The following is a 16365-nucleotide window of genomic DNA, read 5'->3' on the forward strand; positions in this document are numbered from 1 at the left end:
ATGACCCCGGATCAACAATTTACCCGCTGGATCAAATGGTCCATGGCGGGCTTTGCCACCCTGTTTGCCTATTTTCTGATAGCCGACCTGCTGATGCCCCTCACCCCTCAGGCGATGGCGACCCGGGTGGTCACCAAGCTGGCCCCCCAGGTGAGCGGCAAGGTGATCGAGGTCGCCGTTCACAACAACCAGCAGGTCAAGAAGGGGGATCTGCTGTTCAGGCTGGATCCGGCCCCTTTTGAACTGGCAGTGGAGCAGGCCCGCCTTGCGCTAGCGCAGGCAGAGCAGCAGAACAGTGAACTGGATGCCGCCCTGACCGCCGCCGTTGCCGAGATCAACGCCAAGGAGACCCTGGCCAGCCAGAAGTGGCGCGAGGCTGAGCGGATCGATGCGCTCTACCAACGTCACATGGTTTCGCTGCAACAAAAAGATGAAGCTGACAGCGCCCTGCGCAGCGCCCAGGCCAACCTGCGCGCCAGTCAGGCCAAACTGGCCCAGATCAAGGCCAGTCGTGGCGTAACCGGTGAGGACAATCTGTTGCTGCGCCAGGCCCGCAACAAGCTGGCGCAAGCGCAGCTGGCCCTCTCTTACAGCCAGGTCCACGCGGATCAGGATGGCACCATCACCAACCTGCAGCTCAAGCCGGGCAGTATCGCCAGCGCGGGCAGCCCGCTGCTGGCACTGGTGTCGGAACAGGTGGACGTCATTGCCGATTTTCGGGAGAAGAGCCTGCGCCATGTTGGCGAGCAAACCCGCGCACTGGTCGCCTTCGATGGCGAGCCGGGTCAGCTCTATCCTGCCCGGGTAAGCAGTCTGGATGCCGGAGTGAGTGCCGGTCAGTTTGATGCCAACGGTCGACTGGCCGCGCCGGTGGAGTCGGATCGCTGGGTACGGGATGCCCAGCGGATGCGGCTGCACCTCGAGCTGGACCAGCTCCCCGACCATCTGCCAGCCGGGGCGCGGGCCACGGTACAACTGCTGCCGGACAATGCCCTGACCGCCATGCTGGCACGGGGCCAGATCCACCTGCTCAGCCTGCTCCATTATGTCTACTAACCACGCCACTCACCCGTCGGCCAATACTGCCCCAGCCCACCCCGTCGGTGGTGCTGCCACTCACCTCTGGTATCGGCCCCTCACCGGCAACGAGCTGCGCCAGTGCCTGCGCATCGCCTTTGGCTGCACCACGGGCTTTCTGCTCTGCAAGCTGTTTGGCTGGAATTACGGGGTCTTCTATACGGTCACGCCGGTGCTGCTGCTGGGAATGGTGCCGGTGATGAATGGTCATGCCGCGCGCCAGCTGATCGCGGCGGCGGTGGTCTGTGGGGTGGAGGTCGGGCTGCTGGGGGGGCTGTTTGGCAGCCATCCGGCGCTGATGACCCCTATCGCCTTTCTGCTGTTTCTCTACCGCTTCGCCGCCATGTCGCGGGGCAGCCTGTTTCTGTTCGGGGCCAACGGGGTGCTGAGCCTCAGCATCATGCTGCACTTTGCCAGCTATCCGCAGACCGACCTCAACGACCTGATCCTCAACAATATCTGGGCGAGCGTGCTGTCGGTGCTGATCGCCTACCTGATGACCATGCTGATCCCGGATGTGGAAGCCAGACCCAAGCCAGCCTCGGCCCCCAAGGCGCCGCACCGGATGCGCCATGAAGCCCTGCTGGGTGCCACGGTGGCCACCCTGTCGTTTCTGGTATTTCAGGTGTTTGACCTGCGCGACTCCATGTCTGCCCAGGCCACGACCCTGCTGGTGCTCTTCCCCATGCACTGGAACGGTGCGCTGAGTTATGCCCGTAAACGGGCGATGGGCACCTTGCTGGGGGTCACCTTCGGCCTGCTCGGCCAGCTGCTGCTCTATGACTGGTCAGGGCAACTGTTGCTGGTCGCTCCGCTGCTGTGGCTCGGCGCCATGTTGTTCAGCCATGCCCACGTCAAGGAGGCAGGCGGCTCCGGGGTCGGCTTTGGCGCCCTCACCACCCTCGGCATCCTGTTTGGCCAGTACCTCACCCCGGGCAACGATCTGGTGTTCAGCGCCCTCTACCGGGTGAGCAGCATCCTGTTTGCCATTGTGGTCACCCTGTTGGCCTGCTACCTCGTCCACCGGTTGCTCAATCGCTTCGAGGCGACCCGCTTCGGTTATTGATTTCCTGTTGTAAGCACTGTTGTCAGCCCATGGATGAGCTCTCTTTCGCCCCGTCGCCTGCCGGGGCGTTTTTTTCTCGCCCTCGTTTACCTCCCTCACCAATACTCCTGCCACTACAAGTCAGCGCAGAAGTGTGGCTATGCTTTTAAGGCTGCTGTCGATGAGGTGCACACTTATGGTTCCGTTGTTAAAAAAATGGCTGGTTTGTCTGATGCTGTTGGCTACCAGCCCGCTCGGGGCCACCCCGCTTGTCATTGGTGCCGAAGATGACTGGGCTCCCTACTGCGAGCGCGACAAGGACAATGAGGATGACCAACCCCACGGACTGGCGCCTGAGCTGGTCAAGGCGGTGTTCGCCGCCGAAGGGATCGAGGTTGTCTTTCGCACCCTCCCCTTCGCCCGCTGCATGCACGATGCGAAAAGCGGCAAACTTGCGGGGTGCTTCAACGCCACCATCACCGAAGAGAACCGCTACCAGTACCACTGGCACGATACCCCCATGTTCGAGGAGGATCTCGCCATCTTCGCCCTCGCCAGCGAGCCGCAACGGGATCTCAAGCTCACCTCGCTGGAGGGCAAGCGGGTGGGCATCACCCTCGGCTACACCTACCCCACCGATTTTATGGAAAACCCCAGAATCACCCGCTTTCAGGCCAAATCCGATGCCCAGATCCTCGAGATGCTGGTGCGCGGCCGGGTCGACTACATCCTGATGAACGGCATGCCGGGCTACCTCAAGATCCAGCAGAAGCATCTGACCGGCAAGGTGGTCAAGGTTGGCAAGCTCTCCACTGATGGCTTCTGGCTCGCCTTCTCCCGCAACACACCTCAAGGGGAAGCGCTGGCCAAGCAGTTCGAACAGGGACTGCAGAAGATCAAAAACAACGGCATCTATGAGACGCTGATCCGCCAGTTTGAAACCAGACTTGGCCTCTACTGATTGACGATTCCTTCCTGATAGCGCCCCCCTCATACTCGCGCGGTATGCCGGACAGCCAGCGACGCACCGAATGGCCCCGCTGATTGCACAATAACGGCAACCTGTTAGGCTCACGCCCGTATGACACCAATGGAGCTGTAATCATGAATAAGGTACATATGATGGCCGCTGGTGCGCTGGCCCTCGGCCTGCTCGCTGGCTGCAATCAGGGCAATACCCTCTCCGTCACTGGTGGCGAACCGGTCAGTTACCAGTGCGAGCAAGGCAAAAAGGTGCAGGTGCGCTACTTCTCCCTCTCCGACGAGAGCCTCAGCTTTATCAAGCTGTCGCTGCCGGACGGCAAGGATTACACCCTGCCCCAGGCCATTTCGGCCTCCGGCGCCCGCTATACGGACGAACATGAGGCCGTTTGGTGGAACAAGGGGGATGAGGGCTTTGTCGAGCTTCGGGATCAGGATGGCGAGTGGCAGACCGCCTACAACGACTGCAAACAGCAATAAACGTGACCCCGGCCTGGCCGGGGTCTCTCTTTCTCTGGCATCAGAGTGATCGGGGGATCAGTTGATCTCGATTTCGAAGCGGTTGGTCACCTCGACCGGAATAGCATCCGGGTTGCCCTCTGCCGGGCTGTAGCGGATCCGCGAGAGGGTCGCCAGCGCGCTCTGCTCCAGCTCGCCGGGAGGCTCGGCCGCCACCACTTCCGGCTTGACCGGCGTGCCGCTGGCGTCGATTTGATAGCGAACTTCCACATACCCCTTGACCGGTTTGGCCGGCAGGGCTGGCTCGTCATTACCAAGCCATGACCACTGCTTCTCCTGAACCCAGTAGCTGGACAACTGCTCGAGAGGGATAGCGATCGGAGCGCGCTCGTGCGCCACCTCCTGACGGGATGAACACCCCAGCAACAGTGTCACTGCCAGACCTGACCATACTGCGACTTTCCACTTCATGTAACGCTCCTTGTTCTCTGCCGGTGCTTGTTGCCGGACTGCAGGGCGCTCAACGCGGCCCGCTTGGTCAGTCACCCATCCTAACGAAAAAGTATTCGTATGAACATGAACAAAAGGGCCAACCCCGAGAGGTTGGCCCTTTTATCGTCAACAAGCTCACTAACCATCCGCTGGCATCAGCCGCGCTTGTCGCTCACCACCAGCCAGAGCGCATGGACCATGCCCGGCAGACCACCCATCAGGGTCAGCACGATGTTGATTAAAAAGTGCAGGCTAAAGCCCACCTGGATAAAAGCGCACACAGGGGGCAGGAAAATGGCCAGCAGGATCTTGAGCAGATTGTTCATCTCGGCTCTCCTTTTCAAAAATGTCGTCAGGATTGGAATGGGCCAACCATAAACATCCCGGACTTCAACTGCAAACCAGACAGGGAATTCGCTCACCCGCATCACGCCAGGCGTTGAGGTCGTGGATCTGCTGATTACTGCTGCCACGCCAGAGCAGGCCCGGGTCTGCCAACTCCTTTTCAAACTTGCCATCCACCAGCACATCCAGCAAGGCCACCAGCTCACGCTGGGCCTCTGACAGTTCGCCGAGCAGATAACCGGTCCAGCACCAGATATCCTTGCCCGGACACTCGGCGCGCACCCGTTTCACCAGCGCCAGCACGTGGGGCACGTTGGCAGGGTGGAGCGGATCGCCGCCGGAGAGCGACAGACCTCGCCGTTTGATGCGGCTGTCGTTGAGGTCGCTAATGACGCGATCGCTCATCGCCTCATCGAACGGCTTGCCGCCATCGAGCCGCCAGGTGCTCTGGTTGTAGCAACCCGGGCACTGGTGCTCGCAGCCCGAGACAAACAGGGTGGCACGGGTGCCGGGGCCGTTAATCACATCGACCGGGTAGTATTGGTGGTAGTGCATCGCTTGTTTCCTGCCTCGTTCACGGGAAGGCGGCATGGTTGCCGCCCTCCAATGAAAATGGCCCCTTGAGTCAGGGGCCAGCTCTTCATCGCCTGTGCGCTTACATATGTTTGACGCGGCGCTTCACCTCTTCCTGCTTGCCCGCATTGAAGGGGCGCGCATCCGGACTGCCGAGATAGCCGCAGACACGGCGGGTCACCGACACCTTGGCCGGGTCGTGGTTGCCACAGCGCGGGCAGGTGAAGCCCTTGGAGGTGCACTCGAACTCGCCGGTGAAGCCGCAGTCGTAGCACTCGTCGATGGGTGTGTTGGTACCGTAGTAGGGCACCTTGTCATAGCTGTAATCCCAGACGTTCTCAAGCGCTTCCAGATTGTGCTGAATGTTGGGGTACTCGCCGTAGCAGATGAAGCCGCCGCTGGCGATGGGCGGATAGGGCGCCTCGAAGTCCAGCTTGTCGTACGGATTGACCTGCTTCTCCACATCGAGGTGGAAGCTGTTGGTGTAGTACCCCTTGTCGGTCACGCCGGATACCACGCCAAACTCTTTGGCATCGATACGGCAGAAACGGGTGCAGAGGTTCTCGCTCGGGGTGGAGTAGAGGCTGAAGCCGTAGCCAGTCTCCTCTTTCCACTCATCGATGGCCGCCTTGAGACGGGCGATGATGGCGATGGCTTTCTGTTGCAGCTCGGTGCTGTCAAACAGGTGAACCTTGTCACCAAACAGGGCGTTGATGGTCTCGTGAACCCCGATATAACCGAGGGAAATGGAGGCACGACCGTTCTTGAAGATCTCGCTGACGTTGTCGTCCGCCTTCAGCCGCACGCCGCAAGCCCCTTCCATATAGAGGATCGGAGCAACCCGCGCTTTCACCCCGTCCAGACGGGTGATGCGGTACATCAGCGCCTTCTTGGCGACCCGCAGGGAGGCATCGAGACGATCCCAGAAATCCGCTTCGTCACGGGATTTCAGGGCAATGCGCGGCAGGTTGAGGCTCACCACACCCAGGTTGTTGCGACCTTCGTGGATCAGCTCGCCATTCTCCTCGTAGGCACCGAGGAAGGAGCGGCAACCCATGGGAGTCTTGAAGGAGCCGGTCACTTTCACGACCTGGTCGTAGTTGAGGATGTCCGGATACATCCGCTTGGAGGCACACTCCAGCGCCAGCTGCTTGATGTCGTAGTTGGGATCGCCCTGCTTGTGGTTGAGGCCATCCTTGATGGCGAACACCAGTTTCGGGAACACGGCGGTCTTCTTGTTCTTGCCAAGGCCAGCGATGCGGTTGCTGAGGATGGCGCGCTGGATCATCCGCGACTCCCAACTATCCCCCAGACCAAAGCCGAAGGTGACGAACGGCGTCTGACCGTTGGCGGTGTGCAGGGTGTTGACCTCGTACTCCAGCGACTGGAAGGCGTCGTAGCACTCTTTCTCGGTACGGGCCATGGCGTAGGCTTCCACATCGGCAATGCCCCACTCTTCGGCCACTTCACGGTGTTTCTGCCAGCTAATGGTCACATAGGGAGCCAGCACTTCGTCGATGCGGTTGATGGTGGTACCACCATAGATGTGGCTCGCCACCTGGGCGATGATCTGGGCGGTCACGGCCGTGGCGGTGCTGATGGATTTCGGGGTATCGATCTCCGCATTGCCCATCTTGAAGCCGTGGGTCAGCATCCCTTTCAGATCGATCAACATGCAGTTGAACATCGGGAAGAAAGGTGAGTAATCGAGATCGTGGAAGTGCAGATCACCGCTCTCATGAGCCTGAACCACATCACGGGGCAGCATGTGGCTGGTGGCATAGTGCTTGGCGACAATACCGGCCAGCAGGTCGCGCTGGGTCGGGATCACCTTGGAGTCTTTGTTGGCATTCTCGTTGAGCAGGGCGGCGTTGGTCTGCTCGACCAGACCGCGGATCTCCTGCGCCAGACGGCCGCGCGCCTCGCGAGCCTGATCCCTGTCGTGGCGATATTCGATATAGGCACGGGCGATGGCCTTGTCGTCGGAAGCCATCAGGTGGTTTTCGACCCGGTTCTGGATCTCGTGGATATCAACTTCACCACGCCCTTCCAGCTCCTGACTCACCGCATTGGCAATGCGGGAGGCGAGTGCCGGATTGGCCTGATTGACCGCTTCCGCCGCTCGGCTGACCGCCTCTGCAATCAGCTGAGCATTGAATGGTGCGCGACATCCGTCACGTTTGATCACAACCGGTTTCATGAATTTTCCCCGTTAAAAGGCCAGGCATTTGCCTCTGGCTCACCCTTGTTGGGCCCCCCTCCCGGCATCTCGTCCTGGACGCAAATAAATTCAGCCGAGGCTTGACAAGCCTGGGCTGAAGATAGGAGGGGAACAGCTTATACACAGCTTAATAACACAACATATAGGGATTAAAAACGAATGCGTCCCTATATGTGGTGTCTATTAGGCACCAAAGCGAAGCCTCATTTCTTGATCCAGGACAGGTTTTTCAGCGAGCGGGACAGTTCACGACCAACCCAAAGGAGCCCCATTCAAATCCAATCTCAAGCAGGGTGCGGGCTGGCGTCCGATCCACCCACCCGAAAAAAAATCGCCCCCCGCCGCACCGGTTTCGAGATGACAGCGTCAACCAAAACCGCCCATACTGAACAAGAACTCTCTCCCCCTCGACAAGGGACAACCCATGCGCACCTCCCTGCTATTGCTACTGCTATCCACCCTCTCTCTGCCGCTCTGGGCCGCAAACATTCTGGTGATCAGCAGCTACCATCCCGAATACCTGTGGGACCAAAGCTACAACAAAGGGCTGCTCGATGGCTTGCAGGGGGAGCACAAGATCACTCACTTCTATATGGACACCAAACGCCATCCACGGGAGAAGTTCGACGAAATTGCCCAACAAGCCATCGCCTTTTATCTCAAGAGCAAACCGGATCTGGTGGTACTGGGGGATGACAACGCCATCAACTATCTGGCCAACGAGATCGCCTCGCTGGGCACTCCAGTGGTCTTTCTCGGCATGAACGAGAACCCCCGGCTCAAGGGCTTTGTCGGCCACCCCAAGATCACCGGCGTGCTGGAGCGTCCCCTGCTCAAGCGCAACATCAGCGAAATAAGCCAGATGATGGGGGGGCTCGACAAGGCTCTGGTGCTGTTTGATTCCAGCAATGTGGCCCTCACCGCCATCGAGGATGAATTCAAGACCCAGACCGAGCTGCGGGTCGGTCAGACCCGGGTCAACAGCCAGCTGATGGGGGATTACAGCCTCTGGCAGGAGGCAGTGCTCAACGCCAAGAAGAACGGCTATCAGGCAATCTTCCTCGGCCTCTACCACACGCTGGTCGATGACAATGGCAAGCATGTGAGCGAAAAGACGGTGCTGGAGTGGACCAGCGCCAACACACCGGTGCCGCTCTTCTGTTTCTGGGAATTTACCGTCGGCAATGGGATGGCCATCGGCGGGCTGGTGCTGGACGGCCACGATCAGGGGACACAGGCAGCCAGCCTCATCAACACCATTCTGGCGGGCACCCTGCCCCGTACCATCTCCCCGCGAGCGGCCCTGCGCGGCGAATATGTCTTCAGCAAGAGCGAGCTGGCCCGCTGGCAGCTCACCGTGCCCGACAAATGGCGCCACAAGATCCTCTGGCGTGAGTGACCGCCGAAACAAAAAAAGAGAACCCGGCCATGCCGGGTTCTCTTTTATCGGGTGCTGCGGTTAGCAGGCTTGGTGAGGGCTATCAGCCCTGCAACGCCTGTTGCAGCTCCTCTTCGGTCCAGATGGTAATGCCGAGCTCCTGCGCCTTGGTCAGCTTGGAACCGGCCGCTTCCCCCGCGACCAGCACATCGGTCTTGGCAGATACCGAACCCGCCACCTTGGCTCCCAGCGCCTGCAATGCCGCCTTGGCGTCGTTGCGCGACAAGGTGGTCAGGGTGCCGGTCAGCACGAAGGTCTTGCCGGCAAAGGGTTGCTCCGCGGCCACTTTCTTCTCGATGGCCGGCCAGTGGATGCCGGCAGCCAGCAAGGCTTCCAGCACCTCCACGTTGTGGGGCTGACGCAGGAAGTAGTAGACATGCTTGGCCACCACATCGCCCACGTCAGCCACTTCGAGCAGTTGCTCCACCGAGGCAGCGCGCAGGGCATCCAGGGTGAGGAAGTGGTTGGCAAGGTTGAGCGCAGTCGCCTCCCCCACTTCGCGGATCCCCAGAGCAAACAGGAAGCGCGGCAGGGTGGTGCTGCGCGCTGCATCGATGGCGGCTACCAGATTGAGGGCCGATTTTTGCCCCATCCGCTCAAGACCTGCCAGCTGGATGGCATTGAGGCTGAAGAGATCGGCGGGAGTCTTCACCAGCCCCTTGTCTACCAGCTGCTCGACAATCTTGTCGCCAAGGCCGTCCACATCCATGGCGCGACGGGCGGCGAAGTGCTTAATCGCCTCCTTGCGCTGCGCCTCGCAGAACAGGCCACCGGAGCAGCGGGCAACAGCTTCCCCTTCCAGCCGCTCGACCGCAGAGCCACAGACCGGACACTCGGTCGGGAAGAGAATCGCGCGGGCGTCGCTTGGGCGCTGTGCCTCCACCACAGCGACGATCTGCGGGATCACATCCCCCGCCCGGCGCACGATCACGGTATCGCCAATCATCACGCCGAGGCGCTCAATCTCGTCGGCGTTGTGCAAGGTGGCGTTGGAGACAGTCACGCCGCCGACAAACACCGGTTTGAGCTTGGCGACCGGGGTCACGGCGCCGGTGCGGCCGACCTGAAACTCGACGTTCTCAAGCAGAGTCATCTCCTCCTGGGCCGGGAACTTGTGGGCGGTCGCCCAGCGCGGCGCGCGGGCCACAAAGCCCAGCTCCTCTTGCAGGGGGATGGCATCCACCTTGTAGACCACACCATCGATCTCATAAGGAAGCTCGCCACGGCGGGCCAGAATGTCGTCGTGGAACGCCTGACAACCGGCAGCCCCCTCTTTGAGTTTCACCTCGGGACTAAGTGGCAGTCCCCACTCTTTGAGCTGATTGAGACGACCGAAGTGAGAGCCACCGAGTTGCTCGCCGCCGACACCGACGCCGTAGGCATAGAAACTCAAACGGCGGTTAGCGGTAATACGCGAATCGAGCTGGCGCAAACTGCCAGCCGCAGCATTACGTGGGTTAACAAAAACTTTTTCACCAGCAGCAGAAGCTCGTTCGTTCAGATCAACAAAGTCCTTCTTCCTCATGAAGGCTTCGCCACGAACCTCTAAACGTAACGGCCAACCTTTACCTTGAAGAGCCAAGGGAACAGACCGAATAGTTCTAACGTTATCAGTAATATTTTCCCCAACTCGTCCATCCCCGCGAGTTGCGGCTTGAACTAATATTCCATTCTCATAAAGCAGGCTAACTGCAAGTCCATCCAACTTTGGCTCACAACAAAACTTCAAAGAGTCAGTAGATTTTAAGCGTCCTTCAATCCGATGAACAAAATCATCAAGGTCTTCATTATTAAAGACATTATCCAAACTGAGCATGGGAACTTCATGGGTCACTTGCCGAAACTCAGGCAAAGGGGTACTTCCAACTCGTTGGCTTGGTGAAGACGGGGTTCGTAGCGAAGGCTGCTGCTTCTCGATATCAAGCAGCTCGCGCATCAGGCGATCGTATTCGGCATCCGGCACTGTGGGGTTATCCAGCACATAGTACTGGTGACCATATTCGGTAAGCAGTTCACACAATTGACGGTGGCGGGAGAGGGTGTCGCTCATGAAAAAGTCTCGAAGTGTGATTGAACATACGGCCGGGGTAGAAACAAAAATGCGGTACCAGGGTACCGCACTTTTTCTTCACTCGACCCGCATGGCGTATTAGTCGCGACTGGCCTCGTAGGCAGCCAGCTCGTGACGGTAACGGGCAATGGTCTCGTCGCTCAGCGGGCTGCGATCCATATCGGTCAGCATGGCATCGAGATCGCTGGCCAGCTGATCGGCAGCCTGCAGCATATCCTCGAAGGCAAACGCGGCATTGCTGCGCAGCGGCAGTTGCATGAACAGGGAGACACCCGGCGTGGTGAACTGCTCCATCCGGTACGGATTGAAGGTGCCTGGCTTGACCATGTTGATCATGGAGAAGAGCACTTCACCCTTGCCGTTGGGATCTTCGTGACGGTGGAAAATATCCATCTCGCCAAACTTGAAGCCCAGCGCCATCAGGGATGAGAGCAGGGTTGCACCTTGCAAGTCGTGACCCGGACGGCCCATCAGGTTGATGACATAGACATCCTGCCAGATCTTCTCGACCGGCTGGGGCGCCATGCGCGGCTCTTCCACCACAGGAGCAGGTGCCACATAGGCCGGCTCTTCATACACAGGCTCGGGAGCTCGCACCGGCTCGGCACGCACGGTGTCAGCGGTACGGACTGTCTCTGCACGGGCACCGAAGGTCGGGGCAGTCGCGTAGGCGGGCTCGACCAGCGGCTCGTCGTCCAGCGACTGCATCATGGGCTCGCGCTGGGGACGGGAACGGTAGACCGGGGTACGACGATTGACCTGAGCAGGTTTGCGCACCGGCGCGGCAGGCGCCTCGTCGATCTCCTCGGGCAGCGGTTCGTCGAAAGCTTCCTCCTCTTCATAGACAGGAGGCGGCGGAACCGGGCGGGCAGCAGGCTTGCGCACTACGGGCGGCGGCAGATCGTCCTCGTCATCTTCATCATCAAAGGCGGGGACGGCAGGGCGACGACCGAGTTCCGGCTGGCGGCTCTCTTCACTGCGCAGCTTGGGCTCGGCACGACGGCCACCACTGACCACGCGTACCTGGCCGATGCCATCGCTGTCGAAGGCGTCGTTATCACGCTCCCGCGACTTGGAGTCCATCCGTCCAATCGGTTTCTCTTTGATCGGTGCCTGACGATTCTTTTTGTTGCTCCACAACCCGTGAATGAGCAATGCCGCAATAGCAATACCGCCCAGGGCAACCAAGATGTAACGCAATTCCTGCATTAGCTGCTTCTCTTTCTAGTTTTGCTCAGCCAAAGCGACGGCTTCACCGATATCGACCGACACAATGCGAGAAACCCCGGGCTCTTGCATCGTGACGCCAACCAGCTGCTCAGCCATCTCCATGGAGACCTTATTATGACTGATGTAAACGAACTGTACTGTGCTCGACATCTCTTTGACAAGAGAACAGAAGCGACCGACGTTCACTTCATCGAGCGGTGCATCCACCTCATCCAGCAGACAAAAAGGTGCTGGGTTGAGTCTGAAGATGGCAAAAACCAGCGCAAGCGCGGTTAACGCCTTCTCCCCCCCGGAAAGCAGGGCAATGGTAGCATTCTTCTTACCCGGAGGTCTCGCCATGATGCTCACTCCGGCCTCCAAAAGATCATCGGAGGTAAGCTCAAGCCAGGCACTGCCCCCACCGAACACTTTTGGAAACAGGGATTTTAAATCTTCGTTGACCTTATCGAAAGTGTCCCGGAACCGTATTTGTGTCTCTTTATCAATTCTTTTAATGGCTTGGCTCAAGGTTTCCAGCGCTTGCTCGAGATCCTGACACTGGTTTTCAAGATAGGTTGCCCGGGTTTTCGCCTCTTCGTACTCCTCCAGCGCCGCCAGGTTGATGGCGCCGAGTGCCTCCACTTGCGCCTCCAGGGTCTGGATCTCCTGCCGCAGCTTGCTGCGATCAGCGGCGATCAACACAGCCTGATCGAGATCTACCAGTCGAATCCCCAGCTCTTCGAACTGCTCGTGCAGCCCCTGTCGACGGGTGAGGTTGCGTTCGCGCTCAAGGCGCAGTGTTGCCAGCTTCTCCTGCAACGTCACCAGCTGCTTGTGATCGGCACTTCTGGCCTGTTCCAACTCACCGAGCTGGCGCTCCAGCTCCGCAAGCCGTTGATGGCAGGCGAGCTGCTGCGCCTCCAGATTGCGCTGCTCGGCCAGCAGGGGCGCCAGATCCGGCACTGCTTCACTATCCGGCCCTTTCAGCCCGGCCAGCTCCAGTCCGAGCCTCGCCAACTCCTCTTCGTCCAGGGTAATGAGTTGGCGCAGATTGCCCAACTCCAGTTGCAAACGCTGGCAGGCCGCTTGTTGCTGCTCGCGGCGCACACGGGCCTCGTCGACCGCCCGCTCGCAGCGGGTCAGCTGCTCCTGAGCAACCTGCAACCCTTGCGTCAGCGGCTCCCCCTGCTCCTGCAACTCGGCAAGGCGCGCCTCATCGAGTTCCAGTTGCTCACGGGCGCTGGCCAGCCGCTCTGCCTCTTCGGCCTGCTCCTGATCGAGCCGGATCAGCTCTTCGCCGAGCTGACCGAGCCGCTGCAACCGCTCCTGCCGCTGACCCTGTTGCAGACTCCAGGCTTCGCGCAGTTGTTGCCATTTCTGCTCTTGCTCGCGCAAGGTTCGCTGCGACAACTCCTGCGCACTGGCAAGCTGGGCACGCCGGGCATCGGCAGCAACAACTTGCTCGCTCAGCTGTGCCAGCCCCGCGGCAACCTTCTCATGCTCGGTATGCAACCGCTCACGCTCACCCAGCAGCGCCATGGTGCCAAGCGCCGCGCCCTGCCCCAGATCTGCCCAGTTTGGCCCCAGCCAGTCGCCAGCAGGAGTCAGTACCGACTCACCGGGCGTAAGGCTTGGCTGGCGGGCCAATGCGGCCTCCCGGCTCTCCACCAGCCAGATGGCATTGAGGAAGGCGGGAATATGCTCGCCGCCCAGTTGCGCCGCCAGCGTACCGGCAACCGCCGGTTGCGCCGGGCCAATCCAGAGCCCCTCTTGCGCCAGATTGCACTCGTCCGCTGGCGTTGCGGTGAGCCAGCGACCCAGCACCTTGTCGAGTGCCTGTGCCCACTCGGGGGCAACCTGCAACCGGTCGGCTAGGGTCGCCCCCTCCATCTGTTCGCCGAGGATCTGATCCAGGGTCGCCAGCCGCGCTTCCAGCTCCCGCTGCAGGCTCAACTGCTGGCCATGCTGCTGCTTGAGTAGTTCATGGGCGTCGACCGCCTGCGCCAGCTGCTCGGTCAGCTCGCCATTGGCCGCCCGCGTCAGCTCCAGCTCACCACTAAGGGCATCGAGGGCCGGTTGCAGGTCATCGTCCTCAGCGCCGAGGGGGCCAGCGCGTTCATCTTCCAGCTTGAGGCGGGCCAGCCGGGTCTTGGCTTGCAACTCCTGCAAGCCACCCAACCGGGTACGAGTCTGGTTGAGCTGGCCCTGCAACCCGGCCAACTGTTGCTGCCACTGCTGCTGGCGCAGGCGGGCCTGCTCCAGCTGCTCGCTGGCGTGCTGGCGGGCCTCCTGCTGCTCGGTGAGCAACTGCTCACACTGCTCCAGCCGGGCACTCTCCTGCTCGGCGCGCAACACCCCTTCGGTCAGCTGATCCTGCTGGCTGGCAAGCTGCGCCTTGCGGGTAGCAATCCGCTCGCCCAGCGCCTCTGCACGGGCCTGCCAGTCGCGCCCCAGTTCACTCTGGTGCAGTTGCTGTTGCTCGAGACGGGCGATGGCCTGCCCGCCGAGAAAAATCTGTTGCTGACGGCTCGCCTGCTCGGCTTGCGCCTCTTGTCTGGCAACCGACAGGGTGACGTGGCGCCCCTCATCGGCGGTGCGCTTGGCATCGAGCGCAGCCAGCGCCTGCTCGGCCTGCGCCAGTTCGGTTTTGGCCTCGCCAAGGCGCGTCTCCAGCGCCCACAACTCGGAGCCAATCAGCTCGGCGCGAGCGGCGCGCGAACGACTCTTGAGCTGTTTGTAGCGCTCGGCCGTTTCGGCCTGGGCTTTGAGGTGCTCAAGGCGCGAACCCAGCTCGCCGCGAATATCGCCGAGGCGCTCCAGGTTCTCCTGAGTGTGGCGAATGCGCTGCTCGGTCTCGCGCCGCCGCTCCTTGTAGCGGGAAACCCCGGCGGCCTCTTCCATAAAGAGCTTGAGATCGGCCGGACGTGACTCCACCAGTCGGCTGACAGTGCCCTGCTCGATGATGGCGTAGCTGCGGGGGCCAAGACCGGTGCCGAGGAAGAGGTCGGTCACATCTTTGCGGCGGCACTTCTGGCCGTTGATCTGATAGTGGTTGGAGCCGTCGCGCAGCACTTCGCGACGCACCGAGATCTCGGTAAAGCGGCCAAACTCGCCGGGCACCCGGTTGTGGGGATTGTCGAACACCAGCTCGACCGAGGCGCGCCCGTGCGCACTGCGATTGATGGAGCCGTTGAAGATGACATCGGTCATGTTCTCACCGCGCAGATGGCGAGCGGAACTCTCCCCCAGTACCCAGCGCACCGCGTCGATGACGTTGGATTTGCCACAGCCATTGGGACCCACCACGGCGGTCATGTCTGCCGACAGTTCGATGCGGGTCGGCTCGACGAACGACTTGAAGCCGGCGAGTTTGATCAGTTTCAGACGCATGGCGACCTGTATCAGTGGCTAAATAAAGAGGAGGCGGGCAGGTGACTTTACCAAATCCAGACCCGGCTTTGCTTGTAATATGCAGGTATCATCCCCATTCAATGCCCGATTTTCAGTCGCCACGGCACGAAATAAGGAATAGTCGGCGACTTTACCAAATCAAAGGCTTGTTTGTAATATGCTGGCAGTTCTCCCATGCATAGATGGAGCTCACATGAGCCAATCACCCCATATGGTCAAAGATTCAATCAGCGGTGCAGACTACTTTCTGCGCGGTTTTTCCCTTATTCGCCAACCGGGCATCCGCACCTTTGTGCTGATCCCCCTACTGGTCAACTTCGTGCTTTTTGCCGGGGCCTTCTATGCCCTGTTGCTGCAACTGGACGGCCTGTTCGCCTGGCTCCATCAGCAGATCCCCGCCTGGCTCGACTGGCTGGACTACCTGCTGTGGCCCATCGCCCTCATCACAATCCTGGTGGTCTTCTCCTTTATCTTCAGCTCGGTTGCCAACTGGGTAGCCGCTCCCTTCAACGGCCTGCTGGCGGAGAAGGTGGAGCAGATCCTCACCGGCCAGCCCGCCAATGACAGCGGCATGCTGGATATCGTCAAGGATGTGCCACGCACCTTCGGCCGCGAATGGACCAAGCTGAAGTATTACCTGCCCAAGGCCATCGGCTGCCTGATCCTGTTCCTGATCCCGGTGGTGGGCCAGACCCTGGCGCCTGTGCTCTGGTTCCTGTTCAGTGCCTGGATGATGGCGATCCAGTATGTGGATTATCCCTTCGACAACCACAAGATCGACTTCATCACCATGCGCGATGCCTTGAAGCAACGCCGCGGCAAATGCCTCAGCTTCGGCGCTTTGGTGACCCTCTTCTCCGCCATTCCGGTGGTGAACCTCTTTGTGATGCCAGTCGCCATCTGTGGCGCCACCGCCATGTGGGTCGATCACTACCGGCAAGAGCAGTTGGGGCGCTAACCCTTGAACATTGATTAGAAAAAGGCACCCGAAACGGTGCCTTTTTCGCATTTATCATGAATTAAATTAATGCATGCATACGATA

Annotated in this window: 13 protein-coding genes; 6 read left to right on the forward strand and 7 right to left on the reverse strand. The window is 60.2% G+C overall.

Annotation, left to right across the window (positions count from 1 at the left end):
• The 4 genes from AB5Y82_RS08230 to AB5Y82_RS08245 all read left to right on the forward strand — a co-directional run bounded on the left by AB5Y82_RS08230 (nt 1) and on the right by AB5Y82_RS08245 (nt 3583).
• A complete protein-coding gene (locus AB5Y82_RS08230; RefSeq protein WP_042079833.1) occupies nt 1-1056 on the forward strand; it encodes an HlyD family secretion protein in 1056 nt (351 codons plus the stop codon).
• Nucleotides 1046-2143, forward strand: coding sequence for a DUF2955 domain-containing protein (locus AB5Y82_RS08235; protein WP_204797096.1), 1098 nt, complete (start codon nt 1046-1048; stop codon nt 2141-2143). Before AB5Y82_RS08230 ends, AB5Y82_RS08235 begins: the two co-directional genes overlap by 11 nt.
• 211 nt (nt 2144-2354) lie before the next feature.
• Nucleotides 2355-3083, forward strand: coding sequence for a substrate-binding periplasmic protein (locus AB5Y82_RS08240; RefSeq protein ID WP_368173859.1), 729 nt, complete (start codon nt 2355-2357; stop codon nt 3081-3083).
• A 143-nt stretch (nt 3084-3226) separates the two neighbouring features.
• Nucleotides 3227-3583, forward strand: a complete 357-nt coding sequence (locus AB5Y82_RS08245) for an MliC family protein (RefSeq protein WP_042058536.1) — start codon at nt 3227-3229, stop codon at nt 3581-3583.
• A gap of 57 nt (nt 3584-3640) precedes the next feature.
• Here the strand turns inward: AB5Y82_RS08245 and AB5Y82_RS08250 are convergent, their stop codons facing one another.
• From AB5Y82_RS08250 to nrdD, 4 genes are all read right to left on the reverse strand, one after another.
• Nucleotides 3641-4033: a TonB family protein gene (locus AB5Y82_RS08250; protein WP_005358848.1), complete on the reverse strand. Its 393-nt coding sequence runs from the start codon at nt 4031-4033 to the stop codon at nt 3641-3643.
• A 176-nt stretch (nt 4034-4209) separates the two neighbouring features.
• Nucleotides 4210-4380, reverse strand: coding sequence for a YqaE/Pmp3 family membrane protein (locus AB5Y82_RS08255; protein WP_005338440.1), 171 nt, complete (start codon nt 4378-4380; stop codon nt 4210-4212).
• 64 nt (nt 4381-4444) lie between these two features.
• Nucleotides 4445-4954, reverse strand: coding sequence for an anaerobic ribonucleoside-triphosphate reductase-activating protein (nrdG, locus tag AB5Y82_RS08260; protein ID WP_179903342.1), 510 nt, complete (start codon nt 4952-4954; stop codon nt 4445-4447).
• 100 nt (nt 4955-5054) lie between these two features.
• Complete coding sequence (gene nrdD, locus AB5Y82_RS08265) at nt 5055-7172, reverse strand: anaerobic ribonucleoside-triphosphate reductase (protein ID WP_368173860.1); 2118 nt, start codon at nt 7170-7172, stop codon at nt 5055-5057.
• Between the two features lie 445 nt (nt 7173-7617).
• Between nrdD and AB5Y82_RS08270 the strand changes: the two genes are divergently transcribed.
• Nucleotides 7618-8592, forward strand: a complete 975-nt coding sequence (locus tag AB5Y82_RS08270) for an ABC transporter substrate-binding protein (RefSeq protein ID WP_368173861.1) — start codon at nt 7618-7620, stop codon at nt 8590-8592.
• An 82-nt stretch (nt 8593-8674) separates the two neighbouring features.
• Here AB5Y82_RS08270 and ligA read toward each other — a convergent pair whose 3' ends face one another.
• The 3 genes from ligA to AB5Y82_RS08285 form a co-directional block, all read right to left on the reverse strand.
• The gene (gene ligA, locus AB5Y82_RS08275) at nt 8675-10681 is read right to left on the reverse strand and encodes an NAD-dependent DNA ligase LigA (RefSeq protein ID WP_368173862.1); all 2007 of its coding nucleotides are present in this window, start codon (nt 10679-10681) and stop codon (nt 8675-8677) included.
• 99 nt (nt 10682-10780) lie between these two features.
• The gene (zipA, locus tag AB5Y82_RS08280) at nt 10781-11911 is read right to left on the reverse strand and encodes a cell division protein ZipA (protein WP_111900357.1); all 1131 of its coding nucleotides are present in this window, start codon (nt 11909-11911) and stop codon (nt 10781-10783) included.
• A 15-nt stretch (nt 11912-11926) separates the two neighbouring features.
• A complete protein-coding gene (locus AB5Y82_RS08285; RefSeq protein WP_111900356.1) occupies nt 11927-15301 on the reverse strand; it encodes an AAA family ATPase in 3375 nt (1124 codons plus the stop codon).
• A 214-nt stretch (nt 15302-15515) separates the two neighbouring features.
• Between AB5Y82_RS08285 and cysZ the strand changes: the two genes are divergently transcribed.
• Nucleotides 15516-16280, forward strand: coding sequence for a sulfate transporter CysZ (cysZ, locus tag AB5Y82_RS08290; protein WP_005338455.1), 765 nt, complete (start codon nt 15516-15518; stop codon nt 16278-16280).
• Nucleotides 16281-16365: the final 85 nt, after the last annotated feature.

Source organism: Aeromonas sp. s13 (assembly GCF_040907905.1).
Taxonomy (GTDB): Bacteria; Pseudomonadota; Gammaproteobacteria; order Enterobacterales; family Aeromonadaceae; genus Aeromonas; species Aeromonas veronii.

Bases quoted from the DNA above. Each gene is read 5' to 3' on its own strand.
- cysZ (WP_005338455.1), top strand. From the start codon at position 15,516: ATGAGCCAATCACCCCATATGGTCAAAGATTCAATCAGCGGTGCAGAC.
- ligA (WP_368173862.1), bottom strand. From the start codon at position 10,681: ATGAGCGACACCCTCTCCCGCCACCGTCAATTGTGTGAACTGCTTACC.
- AB5Y82_RS08245 (WP_042058536.1), top strand. From the start codon at position 3,227: ATGAATAAGGTACATATGATGGCCGCTGGTGCGCTGGCCCTCGGCCTG.
- AB5Y82_RS08255 (WP_005338440.1), bottom strand. From the start codon at position 4,380: ATGAACAATCTGCTCAAGATCCTGCTGGCCATTTTCCTGCCCCCTGTG.
- AB5Y82_RS08240 (WP_368173859.1), top strand. From the start codon at position 2,355: ATGCTGTTGGCTACCAGCCCGCTCGGGGCCACCCCGCTTGTCATTGGT.
- zipA (WP_111900357.1), bottom strand. From the start codon at position 11,911: ATGCAGGAATTGCGTTACATCTTGGTTGCCCTGGGCGGTATTGCTATT.
- AB5Y82_RS08285 (WP_111900356.1), bottom strand. From the start codon at position 15,301: ATGCGTCTGAAACTGATCAAACTCGCCGGCTTCAAGTCGTTCGTCGAG.
- AB5Y82_RS08270 (WP_368173861.1), top strand. From the start codon at position 7,618: ATGCGCACCTCCCTGCTATTGCTACTGCTATCCACCCTCTCTCTGCCG.
- AB5Y82_RS08235 (WP_204797096.1), top strand. From the start codon at position 1,046: ATGTCTACTAACCACGCCACTCACCCGTCGGCCAATACTGCCCCAGCC.
- AB5Y82_RS08230 (WP_042079833.1), top strand. From the start codon at position 1: ATGACCCCGGATCAACAATTTACCCGCTGGATCAAATGGTCCATGGCG.
- AB5Y82_RS08250 (WP_005358848.1), bottom strand. From the start codon at position 4,033: ATGAAGTGGAAAGTCGCAGTATGGTCAGGTCTGGCAGTGACACTGTTG.
- nrdG (WP_179903342.1), bottom strand. From the start codon at position 4,954: ATGCACTACCACCAATACTACCCGGTCGATGTGATTAACGGCCCCGGC.
- nrdD (WP_368173860.1), bottom strand. From the start codon at position 7,172: ATGAAACCGGTTGTGATCAAACGTGACGGATGTCGCGCACCATTCAAT.